Consider the following 1,683-nt stretch of genomic DNA (forward strand, 5'->3'; position numbering starts at 1 on the left):
GGTAGTGTCAAAAATAGTTAGTTTATTTTATATATAAATTAACTTAAAACCTCATTCTACCTTGGTTTTTATATATTTTGATTAATTTCCCCATGAAATCAATCTATAAACTTAACCATTTTATATACAAAAAAAGGTAATATCCTCTATAATTATTGTAAGCGACCAAACCACAATAATAGGAGGTTATTACCATGGTTAAGATTATATCATCAATTATTTATTTATTAAACATTATTCGTAAATTTTTATTTAAATTTGAATGCTTCCTTTTGAAGTTCCTTCCTAACAATCCTAATTCCTCTGTCACTAGTGACGCCTACAGAAGATTCAAGGTCCATCCTTTACCTATTGTTGAACCTGAGCATATGCCTATTCCCTTTGATGCGGCTAAGTCTGCCTATGAAGCTAAGCACAACAAACCCCTTAAGCCTGTCTTTAGACATGATGGCAAGATTTATCCACCAAAAGGAACTGTCTGCCCTCATTGTGGTGCTACTCATGAATATCTTTCCTACAATAACGGCAATAAAAGAACTCAAATCAGATGCAAGGTTTGCGAAAAGACTTTTTCTACTCAAAAAAGCTATTCTCAGCAGGTTGTTCGAAAATGTCCTTATTGTGGTCATAAGCTTTCTATGATCAAATCAAGAAATCATTTTGATATATATAAATGCATGAATCCAAAATGTTCTCACTATAAATCTGAACTGAAAAAGCTTTCCAAAGAAGATAAAGCAAAATATAAGCGAAATCCTTCTGCTTTTTCTCTTCACTATATTACTCGCGTCTTTAATGCTTCCTTAGATATGCTTGAACGCATCCAACTTAAAATAGCACCTTCTAAGGTCGACCTTTCACGTATCCATAATTCTAAGCATGTTTTAGGTCTTGTTTTGACTTATTATGTGAATTATGGCCTTTCATTGCGTAAAACTGCTTTGATCCTTTATGAAGTTCATGATATAAAGATTTCTCATCAAACCATCGCTAACTATGCCCAGGCGGCCAGCCATCTGCTTTTTCCTTGGCTCGATAATTTTAAGCATGATCTTAATGCCTATCATTGTGGTGATGAAACATATGTCAAGGTCCTAGGTAAAAAAGCCTACGTCTTTTTCATGTGTGATGTAAAGAAAAAGATTATCACTTCATTTAAGATATATATGAAGCGTGACACGTTCAGTGCTATTGATGCTTTTTACTCAGTTCTTAGAAAATTCAAAAAAATTCCTAAAAATCTTGAATTCGTCGTTGATGGGAATCCGATATACAAAGCTGCTCAACAGTATTTTCAGCTTAAACGCATATTTTTCAAGGTCACACAGGTTATTGGACTTACGAATGATGATCCTGTTTCAAAGCAACATCGTCCTGCCAAGCAGATTATTGAACGCCTGAATAGGACATTCAAGTATTCATATGCCGTTAAAAATGGTTTCAATTCACTTGAAGGTGCCAACGACTTCATGTGCTTGTTTACGACATACTTTAATTTTCTAAGAAATCATACAAGTCTCGGATACAAGCCACCAGTTGAGTTGGATTGTCTTAAAAAGACTCATAATATGCCAAACAAATGGAACATACTGCTAGATGAAGCATTGAATTACTTCATAGAATCAACTATGGAATTCTAGTTATGAATAAATTTCATTTTTTCATAACTTATTTGACACTACC

General features: G+C 33.6%; 1 protein-coding gene. It reads left to right on the forward strand.

Annotation, left to right across the window (positions count from 1 at the left end; all coding sequences use genetic code 11):
* Positions 1 to 194 precede the first annotated feature (194 nt).
* Positions 195 to 1,640: a DDE-type integrase/transposase/recombinase gene (locus B5F09_RS14445; protein ID WP_087375020.1), complete on the forward strand. Its 1,446-nt coding sequence runs from the start codon at positions 195 to 197 to the stop codon at positions 1,638 to 1,640.
* The last annotated feature ends 43 nt before the right edge of the window (positions 1,641 to 1,683 follow it).

It is taken from the genome of Erysipelatoclostridium sp. An173, assembly GCF_002160495.1.
GTDB classification, from domain to species: Bacteria; Bacillota_I; Bacilli_A; order Erysipelotrichales; family Coprobacillaceae; genus Thomasclavelia; species Thomasclavelia merdavium.

What these genes read in the sequence shown, in the direction of transcription:
- B5F09_RS14445 (WP_087375020.1), top strand. Translation starts at nt 195, where the DNA reads ATGGTTAAGATTATATCATCAATTATTTATTTATTAAACATTATTCGT.